Annotated in this window: 15 protein-coding genes; 2 read left to right on the forward strand and 13 right to left on the reverse strand. The window is 72.1% G+C overall.

What is annotated here, in order from left to right:
- Positions 1-236 precede the first annotated feature (236 nt).
- The 13 genes from JNB61_RS12210 to JNB61_RS12270 all read right to left on the reverse strand — a co-directional run bounded on the left by JNB61_RS12210 (position 237) and on the right by JNB61_RS12270 (position 17,459).
- Positions 237-2,066, reverse strand: coding sequence for an ABC transporter ATP-binding protein (locus JNB61_RS12210; RefSeq protein WP_220288469.1), 1,830 nt, complete (start codon positions 2,064-2,066; stop codon positions 237-239).
- On the reverse strand, positions 2,048-3,907 hold the full coding sequence (locus tag JNB61_RS12215) for an ABC transporter ATP-binding protein (protein WP_220339777.1): 1,860 nt from the start codon (positions 3,905-3,907) through the stop codon (positions 2,048-2,050). The genes JNB61_RS12210 and JNB61_RS12215 overlap by 19 nt, the downstream gene beginning before the upstream one ends.
- 399 nt (positions 3,908-4,306) lie before the next feature.
- Entirely contained in the window at positions 4,307-4,816 is a 510-nt protein-coding gene (locus tag JNB61_RS12220; RefSeq protein ID WP_220339778.1) for a methylated-DNA--[protein]-cysteine S-methyltransferase, read from the reverse strand.
- A complete protein-coding gene (locus JNB61_RS12225; protein WP_220339779.1) occupies positions 4,813-6,387 on the reverse strand; it encodes a DNA-3-methyladenine glycosylase 2 family protein in 1,575 nt (524 codons plus the stop codon). The genes JNB61_RS12220 and JNB61_RS12225 overlap by 4 nt, the downstream gene beginning before the upstream one ends.
- A 124-nt stretch (positions 6,388-6,511) precedes the next feature.
- The gene (locus tag JNB61_RS12230) at positions 6,512-6,787 is read right to left on the reverse strand and encodes a hypothetical protein (RefSeq protein ID WP_220288465.1); all 276 of its coding nucleotides are present in this window, start codon (positions 6,785-6,787) and stop codon (positions 6,512-6,514) included.
- Between the two features lie 4 nt (positions 6,788-6,791).
- Positions 6,792-9,362, reverse strand: a complete 2,571-nt coding sequence (locus tag JNB61_RS12235; protein WP_220339780.1) for a WXG100-like domain-containing protein — start codon at positions 9,360-9,362, stop codon at positions 6,792-6,794.
- On the reverse strand, positions 9,359-9,652 hold the full coding sequence (locus JNB61_RS12240) for a hypothetical protein (RefSeq protein WP_159846094.1): 294 nt from the start codon (positions 9,650-9,652) through the stop codon (positions 9,359-9,361). Before JNB61_RS12240 ends, JNB61_RS12235 begins: the two co-directional genes overlap by 4 nt.
- Positions 9,649-9,978: a WXG100 family type VII secretion target gene (locus JNB61_RS12245; RefSeq protein WP_159846097.1), complete on the reverse strand. Its 330-nt coding sequence runs from the start codon at positions 9,976-9,978 to the stop codon at positions 9,649-9,651. The genes JNB61_RS12240 and JNB61_RS12245 overlap by 4 nt, the downstream gene beginning before the upstream one ends.
- Before the next feature lie 75 nt (positions 9,979-10,053).
- Positions 10,054-10,347 (reverse strand): WXG100 family type VII secretion target, encoded by a 294-nt coding sequence (locus JNB61_RS12250; RefSeq protein WP_109212292.1) that lies wholly within the window; start codon positions 10,345-10,347, stop codon positions 10,054-10,056.
- Between the two features lie 121 nt (positions 10,348-10,468).
- Positions 10,469-11,209 (reverse strand): hypothetical protein, encoded by a 741-nt coding sequence (locus JNB61_RS12255; RefSeq protein WP_220339781.1) that lies wholly within the window; start codon positions 11,207-11,209, stop codon positions 10,469-10,471.
- Positions 11,210-11,297: 88 nt separating this feature from the next.
- Positions 11,298-11,960, reverse strand: coding sequence for an FHA domain-containing protein (locus tag JNB61_RS12260; protein WP_220339782.1), 663 nt, complete (start codon positions 11,958-11,960; stop codon positions 11,298-11,300).
- Between the two features lie 118 nt (positions 11,961-12,078).
- Positions 12,079-16,410, reverse strand: a complete 4,332-nt coding sequence (locus tag JNB61_RS12265; RefSeq protein ID WP_220339783.1) for an FtsK/SpoIIIE domain-containing protein — start codon at positions 16,408-16,410, stop codon at positions 12,079-12,081.
- Positions 16,407-17,459 (reverse strand): hypothetical protein, encoded by a 1,053-nt coding sequence (locus JNB61_RS12270; protein WP_220339784.1) that lies wholly within the window; start codon positions 17,457-17,459, stop codon positions 16,407-16,409. The genes JNB61_RS12265 and JNB61_RS12270 overlap by 4 nt, the downstream gene beginning before the upstream one ends.
- Before the next feature lie 87 nt (positions 17,460-17,546).
- Between JNB61_RS12270 and JNB61_RS12275 the strand changes: the two genes are divergently transcribed.
- Entirely contained in the window at positions 17,547-18,302 is a 756-nt protein-coding gene (locus JNB61_RS12275; RefSeq protein WP_220339785.1) for a hypothetical protein, read from the forward strand.
- Positions 18,295-18,987, forward strand: a complete 693-nt coding sequence (locus JNB61_RS12280) for a hypothetical protein (protein WP_220339786.1) — start codon at positions 18,295-18,297, stop codon at positions 18,985-18,987. The genes JNB61_RS12275 and JNB61_RS12280 overlap by 8 nt, the downstream gene beginning before the upstream one ends.
- Positions 18,988-19,000 lie beyond the last annotated feature (13 nt).

The raw sequence follows: 19,000 nt of genomic DNA on the forward strand, positions 1-19,000 counted from the left end.
GTGGCGCATGCCTCGACGCGCCTCTATCACCCCGATCCGGAGTTCGGATCTTTGCGCCGTTTCCGGACCATTCGAACAGGCTCGATCCGGAAAACAGCACGAAGTCCGAATTCCGGATCGGCGGGGGTGCGGGAATGACACCAGCACGCGGACTGTGCGCTGATCCCGGAGACGACGGATGCCCCGGCCCTGAGTGTGGACAGGGGGCCGGGGCATCCGGGGGCGACGCGGGCGGGCTAGACCAGCGATTCGCGCCAGGCGGCGTGGAGCTGGGCGAACTTGCCGGAGCCGCCGATGAGCTCCTCGGGGGTGTCGTCCTCGATGATCTCGCCGTGCTCCATCACCAGCACGCGGTCGGCGATCGCGACCGTCGACAGGCGGTGCGCGATGATGATCGCCGTGCGGTCGGCGAGCAGCGTCTGCAGGGCGTCCTGGATCTGCCGCTCCGACGGGATGTCGAGCGAGGCCGTGGCCTCGTCGAGGATCAGCACCGCCGGGTCGGCGAGAAACGCGCGCGCGAACGAGATCAGCTGCCGCTGCCCCGCCGACACGCGGCCACCGCGCTTGTTGACGTCGGTGGCGTAGCCGTCGGGGAGTGCCTGGATGAAGGCATCCGCTCCCACCGCCCGCGCCGCGGCCTTGATCTCGTCCATCGTCGCGTCGGGCTTGCCCAGCGCGATGTTGTCCGCGACCGTTCCGCTGAAGAGATACGCCTCCTGGGTGACCATGACGATCGCGCGGCGGAGATCCTTCGGGTGCATGCTGCGCAGGTCCACGCCGTCGAGCGTCACCGCACCGCGCGTCGGGTCGTAGAACCGCGACACGAGCTTGGCGAGCGTCGACTTGCCGGCACCCGTCGTTCCGACGAGCGCGATCGTCTGCCCGGCCGGGATGTCGAGTGAGAAATGCGGAAGGATGACGCGATCCGCGGAGTACCCGAACAGCACGTCGTCGAACCGGATGTGCCCCTTCGCCTCCCACAGGTCGACCGGGTGCTTGGGGTCGGGCACCGTGGGCTCCTCCTCCAGGACGCCCGACACCTTCTCGAGCGCCGCCGTCGCGGACTGGTACGAGTTCAGGAAGAACGCGACCTCCTGTAGCGGCGAGAAGAAGTTGCGGACGTACAGCACGGCGGACAGGAGGAACCCGATCTCCATCGCACCGCCGACGACACGGATGCCGCCCCATGCGATCACGATCGCGAGGGTGAACGACGCCACCGCCATAAGCCCCGGCTCGAACGTGCCGAACAGGCGGATCGAGCGCATGTTGACGTCGCGGTAGTCCATCGCGAGACCACCGAACTCCTCGTCGTTGCGGCCTTCCTTGCGGAAGGCCTTCACGGCGCGGATTCCCGTCATCGTCTCGACGAACTTGACGATCACCTTCGCGCTGATGACGCGCGACTCGCGGTAGACGAGCTGCGAGCGCGTGTAGAACCAGCGCATCAGGAGGAAGAGCGGGATGCCCATCACCGTGAGGATCAGACCCGACTGCCAGTCCACGAGGAACAGCGCGACGAGCGTGAACGCGCCGTAGAGGATGCCCGAGACCAGCTCGTTGAGTCCTCCGTCGAGGAGCTCGCGGATGGTGTCGAGGTCGCTCGTCTGGCGCGAGATGATGCGCCCCGACGTGTACGACTCGTGGAACTCCAGGCTCAGGCGCTGCGTGTGCAGGAAGATGCGCTTGCGCAGGTCCAGCATGATCGCCTGAGTGAGGCGGGCCGCGACGACGACGTACCACCCGATGAGGGCGGCGCCGCCGAGCGCCGTGACGAGGTACACGAGCACCACCAGGATCGTCGGCGCCCAGTCCATGCGCTCGACCGCCGCGGGCAGCGCGTTGTTGATGCCGATGCCGATGAGCCACGGCCCTGCCACGCGCAGCGCGGTCGAGACGACGAGCACGACGCCCGCGAGGATCAGCTGGCCCCGGACCGGGGTGATGAGCGAGCCGAGCAGGCGCAGCGAGCGCTTGCGGATCGTCTTGCTCTCGGCGCGCGTGTAGTCGGAGCGGTCTTCCCCGCTCGTTCCGGTCACCGTGGTGCTCACAGGGTCACCTCCCATTCCTGGTCTTCCTGTCTCGCCCGTATGCGGGCTTCCTCGACCTCCAGACTCGAGATCACGTGCCGGTAGTGCTCGCTGGTGCGCAGCAGCTCGGAGTGGGTGCCGACGGCCGTCACCCGTCCCGCCTCGAGGAGCGCGACACGGTCGGCGAGCGTGACCGTCGACGGGCGATGCGCGACCACGAGGGCCGTCGTCTCGTGCAGAACCTCACGGAGCGCGTCCTCGACGAGCGCCTCGGTGTCGACGTCGAGCGCCGACAGCGGGTCATCGAGCACGAGCACGGCAGGCCGTGCCGCGACGGCACGAGCGAGGGCCAGACGCTGACGCTGGCCGCCCGAGAGCGACAGCCCCTCTTCGCCGATGATCGTGTCGACGCCGTCCGGGAGGTCGTCGACGAACGACGCCTGCGCGACGTCGAGCGCCTCGCGCAGCACGCGCTCGGCCTCCGGGCTCCCGGGCACGAGGTCCTCGCGCCCGAGCAGGACGTTGTCGCGCACCGACTGCGAGAAGAGGGTCGCATCCTCGAACGCCATGCCGATGTGCCGGCGCAGCTCGCCCAGTGTCAGGTCCCGCACGTCGACGCCGTCGAGCGTCACGCGGCCGCCGGTCACGTCGTACAGGCGCGTCGGCAGCGTGGTGAGGGTCGTCTTGCCCGAGCCGGTGAGGCCCACCAGCGCCATGGTCTCGCCCGGTCGCAGCACGAGGTCGACGCCGTCGAGCAGGTCGCGCTCGCGCTCCGCAGCATCCTGATACCGGAAGTGCACGCCCTCGAACGCGAGTTCGCCGCGCGGCTTCGCGAAGGTGACGGGGCTCTCGGGGTCGACGATCGTGTTCTGCTCGTCGAACACCTCGAAGATGCGGTCCGTGGCGGTGCGCGCGTCGAGGAGGAACGAGAAGAGGAATCCGATCGACTCCATCGGCCAGCGCAGCACCGTGGCCATGGCGAAGAACGCGATGAGCTCGGCGCCCTGGAGCTGTCCCATCGCCGTCAGGTAGATGCCGGCGCCGAGGCACAGCGCGAACGCGATGTCGGGCAGCAGCACCAGCCAGAACCAGATCCAGCCGACCGCCCGCGCCTTGCTCAGCTCGGTCTCGCGCAGGGTCTCGGCCTGGCGCGTGAACTTCTGCAGCGCGTGCTTGCCGCGGCCGAAGGCCTTGAGCACGCGGATGCCGTGCACGCTCTCCTCGACCGAGGTGGCGAGGTCGCCCGCCTGGTCCTGCGACTGGCGCGCGAGCGTGCCGTACGACTTCTCGAACCGGTATCCCGCGTACCAGAGCGGCGCCGACGTCACGAGGAAGATCGTGCCGAGAGCCCAGTGCCAGCGGAACAGCAGGCCTGTGCCGACGACGATCGTGATGACATTGACCACGAGCAGCACGAGGCCGAACGCGAGCCAGCGGCGCAGCATGCTGATGTCCTGCATCATGCGGCTGAGGAGCTGGCCTGACTGCCACCGGTCGTGGAAGGCGACCGGCAGTCGCTGCAGGCGCGAGTAGAAGGTCTGGCGCAGCTCGTACTCGACCATCGTCGCGGGTCCGAGTACGAACCAGCGACGGAGCCACACCATGGCGGCCTCGGCGAGGCCGAGCGCCAGGATCGCGGCCGCGCCCCACGCGATCAGGGCGATGTCGCCGGAGGCGATGGGGCCGCTGACGACCTGCTCGAGGACGAGCGGGATGGTGAGCGCCAGCAGGCTCGCGACGAGTGCGCTGGCCGCACCCATCGCGAGGCGCGGAAGCACCGGCTTCGCGAACGGAAGAAGTCGGGCGAGGGCGGCGAAGGTGGACAGTTCGGACCGTTGCGGCTGTTCTGATCGCTCAGGAAGGGCGGTGGTGGTCATGATCCTTGAAGGGGTGTTGCGGTGACCCGTCGTCGGGTCGCGAGGCGACAGCGACGCGTGGGAGCGCTGTCATGAGAGAAGGAGCTTCCCCGGGGAGGAACGCTCCCGGGCACGGCGGTATGCCGCATCCGGCAGGGCCGGCGGAGGTGCGGTGAGCGGCTCAGCCCCGGACGCGAGGACGCGGCAGCCAGGAGATGGTGCGGGGTCCTGCGGGACGGAGGACGAGAACGGTCTTCGCGGCGACGGCGGCCTGATACATTTCTTCCTCCTTGGGCTCAACGAAAAGGGGCTGTGCGCGTCGCTAGGTCGTAGCGACGCGACAGCCCTCCAGCGTATACCTGAGAGTTACCTGAACGCAACAACCGCTTTCCGGTCCCCCGGAAGGCGGGAGCAGGCGGTTCAGACGAGCGCGGGCACCGCCGCCTCGCGGTCGAGCAGGCGCTGCTTGACGGGAAGGCCCCATGCGAACCCGCCGAGGGTGCCATCCGTGCGCAGCACCCGGTGGCACGGCACGAAGAGTGCCGGGGCGTTGCGGGCGCAGATGGATGCCGCAGCACGCACCGCGCTCGGAGATCCGAGCTCCACGGCGAACTCGCTGTAGGTCAGCGGCCGACCGGGAGCGATGCGGCGCAACGCCGCCCATCCCGCGAGCTGCAGCGCCGTGCCGTGCTGCGAGACCGCGACCTCGTCGATCGCGGCGAGCTCGCCGGCGTAGTAGGCGGTGACGGCGGACGCGGCGTCCGTCTCGCCCTTCTCGACGGATGACGGGCGCACGCGGGCCGAGAGACGCGCGAGGATCGCGTCGGCGTCAGCGGTCCACCCCGAGGCGAGCACGCGGCCCTCGTCGTCGGCGAGGATCGTGAACGCGCCGTCGGGGGTGTCGAGCGTCTGGATGGTGGCAGTGGTCATGAGATGCCTCCGGCGGTCGTGAGGGATGGGGATGCGAGGGATGCCGAGCCCCGGCGCGGTGCGGCGGTTCTGGGCGGGACGGCGCGCCACAGGTGCGCGGTGAGGTAGCTGCGCCAGGGAGCGGTGCGGGCGGCCCACGCGTCCAGCGCTCGCGCGTCGCCGGGAAGGCCCACCGCAGCGGCCCCTGAGCGCACCGCGACATCGCCCGGGAGGAAGACGTCGGGGTCGGCGAGCACGCGCATGCGCACGTAATCGGCGGTCCACGGGCCGATGCCGGGCATGGCGAGGAGAGCGGCGCGCTGCTCGCCGGCGTCGTCGCCCGCGGTGAGCGTGAGCGAGCCGTCGGCGAGGGCGGCGGCAGCTCCGGTGATGGCCCGGATGCGGGCGGCAGGTCCGCGCAGCACCCCGGAGCCGCGCTCGGCGATCGCGGTCATCGTGGGGAACAGCCGGGCAGCGTTCTCGTCGGAGTCCGCGCCGGTCGAGAGCACGCCCGCGAACTCCGGCACCTCCTCGCCGAGCGCCGCGGTGAGCGCGGTGAGAGCGGTGCGCGCGGCGACAACCGTGATCTGCTGGCCGACCATCGCACGGATCAGCATCTCGTGCGGATCGGCAGCACCCGGCACGCGGATACCCGGCAGCGCGGCGACACGCGCAGCGAGCTCCGGATGCCGAGCCAGGGACTCGTCGACCGCGTCCGGGTCGGCGTCGAGGTCGAACAGGCGCCGCGCTCGCGTGACGAGCGTGGACAGGTCGGCGAGGTTGGTCAGTGCGGCCCGCAGCCGCACACGCCCGAGGTCGTCGAGGCGCAGCTCGAACCACGCGGGACCATGCCGCAGGCGGAGCGTGCGGGCGAAGGTCGACGCGGTCGCCGCCTCGGCGCCCGAGACGGCACGCGCCGCCATCCAGGCGAACAATCCCGACGCATCCAGGGCGCCGCGGTGAGGGAGGGCGAGGTCGATCGTGACGCCGGGTGCCGGAACGCCCGGGCCCTCGTGCCGTGAGACGCGACGTCGTGCGCGCAGTTCGAGCGGGGGCATCCCGAACACCTCGCGGATGGTGTCGTTGAACTGTCGCACGCTCGCGAACCCGCTCGAGAACGCGACCTCCGCGGCCGACAGGTCGGTGCCGACGAGCAGCATGCGGGCGGTCTGCGCGCGATGGGCGCGGCTGAGCGCGAGCGGGCCGGCGCCGAGCTCGGCCGTCAGCAGCCGCGTCAGGTGCCGGGGCGAGTAACCCAGGCGGCGGGCGAGCCCGGGCACACCCTCGCGCTCGACGACGCCGTCGGCGATGAGCCGCATCGCGCGCCCCGCGGTGTCGCCGCGGAGGTTCCACTGCGGCGAGCCCGGAGCCGCCTCGGGCAGGCAGCGCTTGCACGCGCGATAGCCCGCCTCGTGCGCGGCGGCGCTCGTCGGATAGAACGTGACGTTCGACGGCTTGGGCGTGCGCGCGGGGCAGCTCGGGCGGCAGTAGATGCCGGTCGAGCGCACCGCTGTGACGAACTGCCCGTCGAAGCGGGCGTCGCGCGAGTCGATCGCGCGGTACCTCTCGTCGAACGTCATGACCAGGCTCATGCCCCTAGCCTGACACGCTCCCCCGACGTCGGCTCGCGGAAATCGGACACGGCTGTGCGACTGGCAGCCACGCCACGGGCGCCCGACACGGCGTCGTGGGCGTCCGGTCACGCACAGCGCGGGATCAACGCCATTCGAACGTGATGAGCGCCTTCAGCGCATCCAGCGCTTCGGATGACAGCTGCGGGTACTGCTCCCCCACTCGCTTCGCGACCTCCGAACCCCACACCCAGAGGCCCTGGTCGCCGGGTTCCTCGCGATCGACGGTCGCGACGATCGCCAGCACTTCGCGACGAAGCCCCTCGTCGGCGATGCGGTCCGGATGACGCCCGGGGATCGCGGTGTCGGTGTCGTAGCCGACATAGGTGATCACGGCGCTGCTCAGGGCTTCGTCGATCATGTCATCACCTTTCGAACAGGGAACGCATGCCCCCCGTGGCGGGATCGATCGCGATGATCTGAGACACGTTCGGATTGTTCTTCAGCGCATCGAACTCGTACTGGAGCCACACCGCGTCGGGCCTGATGTTGCGACCGAGAACGACTCGTACAATACCCTGCGCCGATTCCGCATACTTGCGCGAGACCTCGCCCCACATCGCCTGCACCTGCGGGTCGTCCGACCACCGGGGCATCTTGATGCCGTTCTCGCTGAGATACAGCTCCAGCGTGGTGGCCCCCTTGCCCTGTGCGAGTCCGGTCGCGAGATCCGAACTGCCGACATAGGGTCTGCCGGTGGGGTTGGGCATCTCGGTACGACCGGTCCAGAACAGCTGCGAGTCGGGCGGGGTGTTGAACGTGATCTGAGACAAGTCGGTCCATCCCTGAGGTGGTTCGGGGGTCTGCGCACCGAGCGCGGCGGTGACGTCGACATAACCCTGTTCGCCGCCCCAGGAGAGCGACATGTCCGCTTGCGGCGGCTCGATCGCCAGCGGTCCGGTGGGCTTGACCTCCGGCTCGACGCCGAGAGCGGGCAGGTGATCGCCGTCCGGGTGCCCCGCGGTCGCATTCGCGTCGGGCTCCAGTGCCGCGTCCGACGGGGATCCGTCCCCCGCGGTGTCCAGGGCATCGGTCGCACCGTCCGCTCCTGCGGCGTCGCCGCCGAGCTCGTCGAACTGCCGGTCGATGTCGGCCCCCAGCTCGTCGAACTGGCGGTCGATGTCAGCCTCCAGCTCGTCGAACTGGCGATCGATGTCCGCCTCCAGCTCGTCGAACTGCCGATCGATGTCGGCCTCCAGCTCGTCGAACTGGCGCGAGATGTCGTCGGACGTCGGCGCGTCGGCCGCGCTGCCCGGCAGATCGCCGGAGCCGTGCGGAGCCGTCGGCGCATCCGCGCCACCGGTCGGCACGTGCGGGGCGTCCACCGTCGGTGTCGGGCTGTCGCCGATCGGCGGGGTGGGGTCCGCCGACGGCGAGTGCGGAGCCTGACCGTCGGGGACACGGATGCCGCCACCGTCGCCGCCGCCGCCACCCGCGTCGTTGCCGCCTGTCACGTGGGGGCCGTCGTAGTCGGGACGCGTTCCGGAGCCGCCGTCACCGGCGCCGCTGCCGCCGCTGTCACTCCCGCCGGTCACCTGTGGCCCATCGTAGTCCGGCTGCCGGCCGATGCCGCTGCCGTCAGCGGTGCTCGGGCCGTCCGAGCCACCGACCCGCGGACCCTCGGCGTCCGGCGTGCGGACGCTGCCACTGCCCGGGTCGGCCGCATCGGCGGTCCCGCCGCGGCGGCCGCGGATCGAGGTGCCCGCACCGAGGAGTCCGCCGCCCGCACCGCTGATGAGAACCTGGCGGATGTCGATGCCGTCGCCGTTCAGCAATCCGTTCGACGCGCCGCTGGACGCACCACCCAGGCCGTTCGCCAGCGCCTGCACGGCGACCCGCTGCCCGTACTTGCCGAACGCGAGCGCGACGGTGTCGGTGACCGCTCCGCCGACGAAGCCGCTGCCCATCGCGACCAGCAGGTTTCCGTCTCTGCCCTTCACCAGCAGCTCCGAGGATCCGGCCGCGAGGGTGCCCGACGAGACGCTGATGACGATGCGGGCCGTCCGCTGGAAGCGGTTCGCGAGCGGTGCGATCCGCGCCGTGATCGCGGCCAGGCGCGCGACGATGCGCGCTGCCGTGCCGGACACCTTCATGAGGAACGTGACGATCCGCTGCGCGACCAGGATGATGCGGGCGGTGATGCCGCCGCCCGCGACGACGGCGCTGGCACCGAAGGTGAAGACGCTCAGGGCCGCCCCGATCGCGACGGTCGCCGCGATCTCGATCGCGAGCTGCACGAGCATCTGGATGACCTCGCGGTGGGCCTCCTCGACGTCCGCGGCGTACTCGCGGCAGAGGTCGCCGACCTCGGAGATGTCGGTCGCCGCAGCCGAGACGTCGGTGGCGAAGTCGCCGACCTCTGAACGCAGCTTGGCCAGTTCGATGCTGTTGAGGCCCGTGAGCGCGTCGTCGGCCTGGCGGATCTCGGTGGCGAGCGCTCGGACGTCCCGTTCGACGCCGTCCCACGTCGCGCCGGCGCTGCGGAGCTTCGCGGTGTCGGCGTTCGGCCACATCATGCCGACGAAGTCCTTGACGACGTCCCACGCCTCCGGGGTGTCGTCGCTGCCGCCGAATGCCGACGGCGGCGCCGCGACCGAGACGGGCGTGCGAGCCGGACGGACCGTGAACGCGCCGCCGGCGGGCTTGCCGCCCGCGGCCTCTTCCGCGGCCGCGTGGTTCCAGCCGCTCTGCATGATGGCGCGGTCCATCGTGTTCGCGAGCACGGCGATGTCGGACAGCGCCTGCAGCGCGTCGCGCGCCATGTCGTCGTAGCCCTGTGCGAGCTGCTCGCCGCCGGGGTCGTCCCCGGCCATCCGCGCGTACTGACCGAGCGAGCTGCGCGCGTCGGACAGCCGGCTCGCGGCCGACTCGCTGATCGCGCGGAACTCGTCGGCCGCGGCGATGTACAGCGTCGGGTCGATTCTTCTCTGATTCACAGGCTGGCCCACATCGTCTGGGTGTCGGTCTGCGCCGTCTCGTACGCCGTCGCCGCGCCGCCCGCCCAGGTCTTGAGATCTTCGGCGAAGGCGCGCAGCGACACGGCGCCGACCTGCCACGTCTGCACGCGCGTGAGGAACTCCACGCTGGCGACACCGGACCACTGTCCGGTGGCGGCGGCCGTCGCGCCTGCCGCGTGGGTCTCGAGGTCGGTGCAGTACTCGACGAGGTTCGACAGCGTGGTCTCGAGTTCGCGCAGCTCGGCGATGTCGAAGGTGTGCTGACTCACGCCCGGCCCTCCGTCCGGCGTGCGTCGACGCGAGAGGAGCGGGACGCGGCGGTCAGTCCGGCCTCCGTGCTCGCGTAGCCCGCTTCGGCGCCCTGCAGCCGCGCGACGATGTCGGCCAGCGCCGCACGCGTCGTCGCGGCGCCGGCGAGCCAGTCTGCCCACGCCGCGGCGAACTCGTCGGAGGCGTCACCGGTCCACGATGCCCCCACCACGGAGTTGACGGATGCCGAGACCTGGGCCACTCGCGCGTCGAAGTCCGCCAGCGCGGCAGCCATCGACGCCGCCGAGTACCCGAGCGCCGGGGTCGATACCGAGAAGTGCGCCACGACTGCGCTCCCTTCGCGTCACCGCCCCGTCGGGGGCGGTCGGACCGGGCGGATGCCCGGTCCTTCACGGACAGGTCAGGCGCGGAAGCTGTTCGAGATGTTGTTCTCGGACTCTTCGTAGGCCAGCGCAGCCTTCGACAGCTGGTCGCTGATGCCGTTGAGAGACTCCTTCAGCTGCAGACCCGCAGCATCCCACTGCTCGTAGAGCTCGTTGAACGACTGCGAGGCCGCGCCGCCCCAGTCGCCCGCGATCAGGCCCTGCACCAGGGACTTCAGGTTGCTCAGCTGCGACTCGATCGCGGTGGCGCCCGACGCCAGCTGGTTCGCGACGCCCGAGAGCGACTCGGAAGTGACCTTGATGTCCGCCATGGGATCCTCCGTGGGTCGAGGGCGGTGTCCGCCCGCGTGAAACTTTCGGTCTCATCCTGACATGCCCCCTGCCAGGTGCCATGGGGACAATTCCCCATGGCGCGTTCCGGACGCCGCCGCGTCAAGCGACGGTGAGTCGGTCGCCCCGGCCCATCTCGAGCGTCGCCTGGGCGACGTTGCCGTTGTCGGAGGTGAACCGGAAGGGAACGCCGTTCAGTGCGGTGGCGGCGCGCAGCGCCTCACGAACCTGATCGCACTGCTCGCGCTCGAGCGCGACGTCGAGGTTCAGCACGACCGCGCCGTGGTCGTGCATCCCCAGATCGAGCGACGCGACACGGGGCCCGCTGGCCGCCGCCCGCACGGAGCGCATGTCGCCGAGGCCGATGACGACGGAGTTCAGCGAGCCGCCGGTGCCGTATGTGACCTTGCGCAGCCGGCGTCCGAGCCCGTTGCCCTGGTCCATCGTCGCCCGGTTGTCGGAGACGACGACGCCGAGAGTCTGACCCCAGGTCAGCGGCGGCACACCCGCCAGGCGCACGCCGGTCGCGTCGACCTCGATGAAGGCGTCCTCCACCGCCAGCGTCTTCAGCACGCGGCGGCGCGAGATGAGACCGAGCCCGACGTTGCCCAGCATCACCGCGAGCAGGATCGCGAGCAGGACGTACGTGACAGCGCGCCCGATGCCCGTCGCGAGCAGCGCGACCAGGACCCCGAGCACCACCACGCAGATGCCGCCCGTCACCAGCAGATAGCGCGTGTTGCGCTTCAGCGTCGCCGTCACCTGCAGACGGTCGACCTCCAGTCGCAGGGCGCGGCCCGACTCGATGAACTGACGCCACGGATCGGCAGAGATGTCGGTCACGGTGTCTCCTCGTTGCGGAATGGGGGTTGCGATGCACGGTGGCGCGGCGCGGACGCGAGCCTCATCGTGGCCGCCGGCGCCCTCGAGCTCACGCCACGTCGACGATCACGTCGCCCAGGGCGAGCCGGTCGCCCGCGGCCAGCTCGAAGGGCACGTCGCGGATGAGCGGATGCTTCTTCCCGGCCCGGACGACGACCGTGCCGTTGCCCGATCCCGGGTCGGTGGCGGTCGTGCCGCCGTCGGCCCGCGTCTGCACCACGAGGTGCACGCGCGACATGGAACGCGACGGGTCGGTGACCTCCACCGGCACTCCCCCGCGCTGCGCCGCCCCGGCCGCCGGCTGTCGTCCGAGCACGAGCACCCTGTCGACGGGGATCCGGGCGCCCCCGGGAAGCAGCAGAGCGAGCGGCGACCCCGCCGATGCGGGCGGCGGCGTGCGCAGCGGGCCGGGCGCCGGCCGGGCGGAGGGCATGGCCTGCGCGAGCGAGGTCGGCGCCGCCACCGCCGGTGCGGCCGCGCGTGGCTGCGCCACCGGGCGCACCCAGGCGGGCACGTCGGGCAACGGCACCGGTGGCAGCTCGGCCGGCGCCTGTGCCGCGGCCGGTGCGTCCTGCCGCGGCCCGCCCGTGGTGGGGAAGGGCGGCGCGCTCTGCGGGCGCGGGGCGTCGCCGACGATGATCTGCCCGCATGAGGGACAGAACATCGTGTTCGGCCGGACGGCCTCGCCGCAGAAACGGCAGTGGGTGGTCATGGGCGAGATCCTCGAGATCGCGAGAGCGGCGGCCCGACCGTGTCCGATGCACAGCGGTCCGGGTTCCACAGTAATCGGTCCATCAGAACGACGGCTCGCGGCATCCGTCCGCCCTCTGTCACACGCGCAGGTCCGGCACCTGCACCGCGCGGTACTCGCCGCCGAGGAACAGCACGCCGCTGCCGGGGCCCCCACGGCCGACGAGGTGGCGCGGCAGCTGCGCGCCGAACACCTGCGTGCCGATGATCGACGTGGGCGGTGACAGCACGATCCCCGCACGGCCGCGCTTGGCGTCCGAGACGGGGCCCGACACGGCGGTTCCCGCGGCATCCGCGGCGATCGAGACCACGAATCGCAGGCGCGCCCTCGCGCCGACGAACGCACGCTCCAGCGCCGAGTCGCGGATCGACTCCGCGTCGTCGATCACTGCGGTGAGCACGTCGTCGCCGGTGAGCACGGCCTCGATCTGCGCCGCGTCCGAAGCGGTCGAGAGCACGGGCGTGCCGTGGGATGCCGCGACCTCGGCGAGGACGGAGCCGGCCGCGGCGACCACCACCATGCGCTGGCCGGCCCAGGCGAGCTGGTGCGCGATGAGGGCCAGGGTGTCGGTCTTGCCGCTGCGGCGATCGCCGACCACGACGAATCCGCCGGTGCCGGGCCAGTCGACGGTGAAGCGCGACAGCGTGTCGCCGCCGACACCGACGATGGGCGACTCGGGCATGTCGGGCGCGGCGATCGGCAGCGCGTAGGCGCGGGACAGCCCGATGTGCGAGGGAAGGGGGTCGACCCGCAACGGCACCGGCAGCTCGGCGAGCTGCGGGAACCGCGCGAAGTGCGCTGCGACATGCTCGACGGTGCCGCGCAGACCGCCGTTCTGCGCCTCGCCGCTCGTGTCGGCCGACAGCACCGCGATCTGGCCCTCGGCCCCGGTCGGCCCGAACAGCACGCGGCCGGGCGGCATCTCGGGGGCGATGTCGCGGACCATGATGCCGGCCGCGCGGTAGTCGTTCACATCGCGCATCGGCAGCGCGTACTGCGTGTCGATGAAGCCGGCGATCTTGTCGGACGGCACAGCGCGATCGGCGGTGATCACGACGCGGATGCCGACGGCGGGGCCTTCCCGCAGCAGGCGCATCACCTGGTCGCGGACGGCGAGCATCTCATCGGGCGTCATCGACGCCGCGAGGCGCTCCCAGCCGTCGATGACGACGACGGCGTACGCCAGCGCGTCGCGCGGCGTCGCCTGCCGGCGCTGCTCGGCGATGCTGCCGACCGCGGCCTGAGCGAGCACGCTCTGCCGCCGCGAGAGCTCCGTCCCCAGGCGCCCGAGCAGACGCGGCAGCCGTTCGGCGTCCTGCGGGGTGACCACCGCACCGGTGTGCGGGTCGGCCGCCAGCGGCAGCAGCGCACCGTTGCCGTAGTCCACGACGTAGAGGTGCAGATCGGCCGGGGTGAAGCGGAGGATCGCCTGCGACACGATCGTCCGCAGCGCGGTCGTTCGGCCGGAGCGGCTGCCGCCGAACAGGAGCAGGTGCGAGTCGTCGTGGATGCTCCACAGCAGCGGCTCCTGGCGCTGCTGCGCGGGCACATCGGCAAGGCCCAGCACGACGGCGCCCTCGGGGGCGGCGCTCTCGTCGAAGCGGTCGAGCGGCAGCACCTCGGGAAGGGGCATGAGCCACGGCGAGGGGCTCTTGGCGATCCCGAGGATCGTGGCCGCCTGGGTGGCGAGCTGCACCAGCGCGCGCAGGTCGGTGTCGTCCTGGTCGGGACGGTGCACCCCGGCCTCGGCCGCCGCCGGGAACCGAGGCGGGAGGCCGAGCGTCTGCCAGCCCACCTTCGCCACGGGCGGCAGCACACGGGCCGACCGCTGGTGGCCGACGCGGAGGGCGGCCACCCGCGCCGTCTGGAATGCGATCGGCGAGGCGTCCAGGCCCGCGCGCACGTACCCGCGTCCGGGAGACCCGGCGGGGATGAGCGCGGCGTCGGGAGTGCCGATGACGTCCGCCGAGTCCCCGCGGTCGGTCACCCGCAGGGCCACGCGGAGGTTGATGTTGGACTGCATCTCGGGCGTGATGACGCCCGAGGGCCGCTGCGTCGCCAGCACGAGGTTCACGCCCAGCGAGCGACCCACCCGCGCGATGCGGACGAGGCCGTTGATGAAGTCCGGGAGCTCCGTCTTCAGCTCGGCGAACTCGTCGACGACGATCATCAGGCGCGCGAGGCCCAGCCGGGCCGCGGCATCCGGATCCTTCTCCCATGCGGCGTCGACGTCCTTCGCGCCGATGTCGTCGCGCAGCACGCGCTCGCGCCGCTTGAGCTCGGCGTCGAGCGATGCGAGGGCGCGCTCGGTCTCGCGGGCGTCGAGGTTCGTGACCATGCCGACGGTGTGGGGCAGCCGCGCGCAGTCGGCGAATGCCGACCCGCCCTTGTAGTCGATGAGGACGAAATTCAGCGCGTCCGGGCGGTTGGCGAGCGCGAGCGAGATCACGAGGGTCTGCAGGAACTCGGACTTTCCGGAGCCGGTCGTTCCGGCGACAAGTGCGTGCGGGCCGTCGGCGGCGATGTCGATCGCGAACTCGCCCTCGGTGCCGGCGCCGATGACGACGTACGACTGCCGGGGCACGAGCTGCCACTGCTCGGCGATGGGCCGGGCATCCTCGAGGTCGATGCCCATGAGCTCGGTGTACCGCACGCTGGAGGGCAGGGTCGCGTCGTCGCCCACGCCGCGCACGTGCTCGATGGGGCACAGTGCCCGGGCGACGTCCTCCGCATAGGCGGTGGTGACCTGGTCGACCAGCACGGGCGCGAAGTACTCCTCGGCGGTCTCGACGCGGCCGAGCAGGGGGTCCGCACCGTCGACGGTGATGACGGATGCCGCCTCCTCCGGCAGTCGCGTGCGGTCGGAGTCGATCGCGATGACGTGGATCCCGAACTGCGCGCCCTTCTCGAGGATCGTCACCATGCCCGGGAGCATGCGGTAGCGGCGCGCACCGTCGACGACGATGATGAGCTGCGCGTCGGAGCGGCGATCGCCGCCCGAGCGCATGCGCGCCTCGAGGAGCGCTCCCGCCTCGCGCAGCCGCTCGCGGCGAGTGAGGTCGGTGTTGCCGATGAGGGCGACGGGCCCCGCCCCGGGCTGCACGTGGGGCAGCCACTGCACCCACGACCACTCCGCGTCCTGCTCGCGGTCGCACAGCACGATGAGGTGCAGGTCGCGCGGCGAGCGCAGCGTCGCGAGCCCGGTCACGATAGAACGGGCGATCCCGCCGGCGACATCGGCCGGACCCGAGATCGCGAGCGGCCCCGCGGAGAGGTCGACCGACACGGGCGAGGGCGACGTGCCCACGCGCCGCTCGGCCGTGCGCTCCTTCTGCGGGCCGCCCTCGAAGCGGACGTCGAGGGGCACGTCGGCGACGCCCACGCGCACCCGGAGCGAATCCTCGTCGCTGCGCCGGCGCTCCCACAGCCGGGCGAGCGGCCGCGTGGCGATGTCGCGGATGAGCACCGGATCCAGCGCCCGGTACCAGGCGTCGAGCCGCTGCGACCGCACGAGTTCGGCGATGCGTGTGCGCGCGGTCTCGATCTCGGCCACCCACTCGGCCTCGGTGCGCTCGCCCTTGCGCCGGGCGAGGCGCTTGTTGGCCATGAACGAGCCGACGACCATCACCGGCGACGCCGCAGCCATGATGAGCATGATCGGCCGCTGGAACACGATCGCGAGCGTCACGCCCAGCACGATCGGCACGATAGCCGACAGCCACGGCAGGGGTGACGCGTCGGTCTCAGCGGGCTTGTCGCCGGGAAGCTGGACCACCGGCGTCGCGGACGGGGTGCGGATGCGCGAGGGCCGGTTGAACGCGCGGGCGCCGAGCTCGTCCACGGTGATGTCGGCGTCGGATGCGGGTGCCATGCCGATGCGCACCACGCTGCTGCCCAGCTGCACCAGGTCGGCCGGCACGACGCGCACGGGGCCCTCTGCCGCCTGCCCGTTGACCAGCACCTGCGCCGACGGGTCGCCCGGCTCGACCAGCGCGGACAGCGGCTGGAAGCCGCCGTCGGCGGCATACCCGCCGGTCGCGGTGATCGTGACGTGACGGGGAGCCAGGTGCGGGTCGGCGACCACGACGTCGCCTCCGGTCTCGCGGCCCACCGACACCGCCCGGTCGGGCTGCAGCGGCACCGCCTCGCCCGCGAACGCGCCGGCGACGAACTCCAGCCGGAGGCGGCCGGGCGAGATCACCTGCGGCGATGCCGCCGGCACCACCTGACCGCTGCGCAGTCCGGATCCGGCGAGCGTCTCGACGGCGTCGGCGGAGGGGGCGAGGATCGCGGGGTCGACCCGGAGGGATTCGGCCAGCTCCGAGACCGTCGTGGCCTCGTCGACCTTCACCACCCAGGACTCGGCGGACGTGGATGAGTGCCGATCGGCGATCGTCAGGCGCAGGGTCATGGGGTGGGCACTTCCTGGAGGATGCGGGACAGGCGGGACAGCACGCTCGCGCCGTCGTCCTCCTCGTCCGAGGGCGGCGCGGGAACGTGGATTCCGAGCGGACTGGACCGAGACCAGTCGACGGGTACGGGAGAGACGGATGCTGCGCCCCCGGCGTCCTGCGAGAACGTGACGCTCCCGACCGACTGGAAGCCGCGGCCGTCGACGACGCGGAAGGAGAGCTGATCGCCGGGAGCCGGGTCCGCCGGGAACGAGACCACTCCGTCGGCCTCGCACGTCGCGCCGCCGATCGTCGTCGGGCAGGAGAACGAGAGCTCTTCGCCCCAGGCGAGGTCGGCGAGGTCGATCGCCCTGGCCGGCCCCGAGCTCACGTGGAGAGCGAGGGGCGCAGCATCCGTCGTCTCCTCCACGATGCTCACGACCACCTCGGCAGTCGCCGATTGACCGGCGTCGTCCTCGACGGTGAGCTCGACGCTCACGTCGCCGGAAGAGTCGGAGCGCACGGCGAGATGCGTCGGCCCGACGCCCGCGTGCGCCGTGGCGGGTGACACCGCGCCGACGTGCACCGAGGCCGTCTCGGGGCTGCAGAGCGTGCACGTGATGCCGAGCATCGACAGCGGGATGAGGACCTGGTCGCCGGCGGCGAAAGGGGCGTCGACGCGGGGGGTCGTGATCTCGGGTGCGGGCGGCGGGGCGAGGGCGACGCGGTAGTTCACGACGGTGCGCGTGGCGCCGGAGACGAGGGTGACCAGCAGGGCGCGCTCGCCCCAGTCGGGATCGTACTCCGCCACGCTCAGCGCGATGCCGGTGGGCTCGCACGAGGTCTCGAAACCGTCGCCCGGCGGCAGCGCGGCGCAGTCGAACGTGACCCCCTCGGCAACGGGCAGTTCGGCCGGCTCGCCGTAGGGGATCTCGATCAGAGCGGTGTTCTCTGCCTGCCCCTCGTCGGCCCGGTCGGCGGACGATGCGGCGGATGCCGCAGCCGGCATGATCGCGGCCGCCACCGCCAGGAGCACCGCACCGAGCGCCGCCGTCGGTCTGCGGAACATGGGACTCCAGGGGCCGGGGGCGGCGGACGACACTATAGTAATCGGGTGTCCGGACCCCACTCGGGCACCCGACGACGCCGGAAGCACATGACCGACAATCCCTCGACGCGCCGCCTCCACCGCCGTTCGGCGACGCTGGACGCGCCGCAGGTGCTCACGGCAGACGCCGAGCAGCCGGCCACGGACGCGATCCCCCTCGCCACGATGTCGCGCCCGCCGCGCCGCCCCACGGCGATCGTGACGGCCGCGCCGGTGTTCGCACCGGCGCCCGTCGAACTGCCGCCCGCGGGCTACGGCCCGGTGCGCGTGGGCTGGGAGGCCGGCCGCGCGAGCCTGGCCACCACACCCGGCCCGATCCGGCCGCTCGAGACGAGCGCCGACATCCTCCCCGAGCTCACCGAGGCGGTCGAGAAGCCGCGGCCGCTGTGGCGCCACCCCGCCTCGCTCGTCTCCATCGGCACGACGCTCGTCGCGCTCATCGCCCTCGGCGTGTTCCTCGTGATCGGCATGCTCAACCCCGGAGCCGCCGCATCGGGGCTCGCTCTGACGGTCAGCCCCGACAACGTCAGGGCCACCTGGTCGGGCCCCGATGTGCCGTATCAGCTGCTCGTGGTGGGCGGGCCGGGCGGCGAAGCGGTGGACGTCTCACAGCTCGTGACCGGCGAAGAGGCATGGATCCCCGGCTCGGCCGGCCTCATCGACGCACGCTCCTGCGTCGTCGTCCGCCCCGCCTCCGCCGCGGAGGCGCCCGTCACCCTCGACGCCGACGCGCTGGCCGCACAGGGCGCGTCGTCCGCGTGCGTCGCGGATGCCGCCGAGGCCGGCGCCCCGGCCGATGACTGAGCTTCGGCGTACCGCGGCGCTGGGCGTCGCGGCTTCGCTGCTGCTGCTGACGGGCTGCGCGAGCGCCCCTGCCGCACCCGTGCCGTCGCCCACCTGGGTGGACCTCACCGGCTACGACCCCGAGCGCGACGCCAACGGCCTCTCGCTCCTGGCCCCCGCCGACGCGCGCACGCAGATCCTGGCGGACGCCGCCACCGCCGACACCACCATGACCGTGACGTACCAGGACGCCTCGGGGCGGCCGCTCGAGGTCGTCTTCACCGGCGGCGGGGAGCGCTTCAGCGCGGAGGTCACGGCGGACGCAGAGACGACGTCGATCGTCGTGGACGGCGCACGCGCGGCGGTCACGCCCTCGAGCGCGATCGCCGCCGAGTCCGGCATCGAGCCGGGCGCGATCGCGTGCGTCGCGGCGACGGACGAGCTCGTGACCCGCTGGCAGCCGCTGCTGGACCCGGCCGGGTTCATCGCCGACGCGACGACGGATGCCTCGGGTCTGGGCGCGCCACAGGACGGGGCGGTCGAGCTGCTGCTCGGCGAAGACGGCACCGCCGGCGTGCTGAGCGTGAGCACGACCGGGCCGGCCCTTCCCTCGGAGCTGATCCGGGCGGACGAGTCGGGCACGGTGCACGCTCTGTTCAGCGGCTGGGGTGCCGCCGAGCCGCTGGCGCTGCCCGACGACTGCTGATCAGCGGCCGCTG

Origin of the sequence: Microbacterium ureisolvens (genome assembly GCF_019511645.1) — a bacterium.
Lineage (GTDB): Bacteria > Actinomycetota > Actinomycetes > Actinomycetales > Microbacteriaceae > Microbacterium > Microbacterium ureisolvens_A.